The sequence below is a fragment of the Stenotrophomonas sp. P5_B8 genome, assembly GCF_054049855.1.
Genome location: NZ_JBFULO010000556.1, coordinates 1 through 2060 on the forward strand (window position 1 = coordinate 1; position 2060 = coordinate 2060).

Sequence of the window (2060 nt, forward strand, 5' to 3'; positions counted from 1 at the left end):
CCTTGGAAACGCTGCAGGCGATCCGGTTAAAAAAGACGTTTCCCATAGTGCTCATTCATCGGCTGTGGTGGCAGGACCATAGGAGTTCGGTCGTCTTCGCGCAGTGAGCACGGCGGCAAGAAAAAGGGAACAATCTAAATGGTTCAGCTTGGGTGAAGTAGGCCACGGATTTGAGCCGTCCACCCCCAACTTAAGGAAATTTTTACAACGTTATCGCTCGTTTGTGACGCCCTTGGAACGAACCTTTTATTCCTAAACGAAATGAGGGCCGGGCCATGAATCCTGCCATCGTGCGTCGGTTAGAGATTTGGGCATCAATGAAGGGATTTCGCCGTCTTACCGTTGGCCAGGCCGCAGAGCATCTGCAGGAATTAGTGCCTGGATACCCAAGCCTGGGGGACGGGCCCTCGGTGGTTTCAGCCGACGGCTGCCGCTGGTTCGAGCATGAGATGGAGGCGGTGGCAGATGCCGTTTTCCAGGTTGCGAGCTGCTCAAGCGACTTGGAGGAGACGCTCGAAGGCGATGATTGGGACGTGGATCGGGACAGTGAGGGAAGGTGGTCCGTCCCAGCCGTCTGCAGGCGGGAGTGGACGGGCAGACGCCCCCGTTTACCGCCCTCGTTACAAGGTTGGTTTCTGCGCTGAGACGCCCTCAATAGACGGTTCACGGGGCGGCGACGACACAGACGATACAAGGGAAAGCGGCCGAATCACGGCCAAAAAGGATCGTTATGGCTAGGCCTATCTGGAGTGGATCTTTGTCGTTTGGTCTCTTGAACATCCCGGTCTCGCTGATGTCGGGGGAGCGCCGCACTGATCTGAGCTTCCGGATGCTGGACTCCCGAGACAAGAAGCCGATTCGGTTTGAGCGGGTGAATGCGGACACGGGGGAGGAGGTGCCGTGGAAGGACATTGTTAAGGCCTTCGAGTATGACAAGGGCAGTTACGTCGTCGTCGAGAAGGAAGACATCGCCGCGGCCGCTCCAGAGACCCACGAGTCCGTCGATGTAGAGGCGTTCGTCGATGCATCCAGCATTGGTCTGCGTTTCTTTGAGAAGCCATACATCCTGGTTCCTGGGAAGAAGGCGGAAAAGGGCTATGTGTTGCTCCGGGAGACGCTGAGAGAAACCGGAAAGGTCGGCATCGCCCGAGTGGTGATCCGCACCCGCGAATACCTGTGTGCGGTGATGCCTGAAGGGGACGCTTTGGTCCTGATTCTGCTTCGGTATCCGCAGGAATTAGTAGCGCCCGATGACTACAAGCTTCCGGCTGGGCAGACTGGCGACTATAGGATCGCGCCGAAGGAAATGGAGATGGCCAAGCAGTTGATCAACTCTATGACCAGCGAGTGGGCACCGGACAGCTATCACGACGAGTTCCGCGAGAGGCTATCTGCGATCATTCAAAAGCGAGTAAAAGATGTCGGTGCCACCACAAAGTTTGAAGAGCCCGTGCATCCAGAGGATGCTGCCACGAACGTGGTCGACTTCATGTCTCTCTTGCAGAAGAGCTTGGAGACAAATAAGCGCACCCCTGCCAAAAGCCTGCCGGTGAAAACGGCCTCCAAGTCCCAGGCGAGGTCGGGCAAGGAGAAGGAGAAGGTTGCACCGGCAAAAAGGGCGTCGAAGAAGGTCTCACCCAAGACAGAAGCCACCAAGAAGGCGCCCGCCAAGAGGACGCGCAAGTCTGCCTGAGCGGCGAGAGCCAAGTAGGGCAAGCCGCTAGCGTGACGCAGCTTCTGGGCAGACGCGCGGAGAACCTAGCGGCGCGAAGAGGCGTGAAGAGATAGACAAGGCCGGTTCACGGTGACCCCACGGAGGCGGGGCTAGAAACGGTCTACCTGCCAAGGAGTTACAGCGCCATGAGCGACGACAAAAAGAAGACTGGAACGCCCGATCGCGACCGGATCAATGTCAACGAAGACTACGAGGTCCAGTATTGGACCAAGGCGTTGGGCATCACGGCTGCTCAGCTCAAAGAGGCGGTCAAGGCCGTCGGTCCCACATCGGCTGCGGTTCGTAAGCACCTGGGCAAGTGACGGGCGCGGGGCATGTCCCTCAC

Annotated in this window: 2 protein-coding genes; both read left to right on the top strand. The window is 58.0% G+C overall.

Annotated elements, in window-relative coordinates:
* Window positions 1-730 precede the first annotated feature (730 nt).
* On the top strand, window positions 731-1693 hold the full coding sequence (gene ku, locus ACXJKH_RS19265; RefSeq protein WP_354286390.1) for a non-homologous end joining protein Ku: 963 nt from the start codon (window positions 731-733) through the stop codon (window positions 1691-1693).
* A gap of 167 nt (window positions 1694-1860) precedes the next feature.
* Window positions 1861-2037, top strand: a complete 177-nt coding sequence (locus tag ACXJKH_RS19270; protein WP_088434045.1) for a DUF3606 domain-containing protein — start codon at window positions 1861-1863, stop codon at window positions 2035-2037.
* Window positions 2038-2060 lie beyond the last annotated feature (23 nt).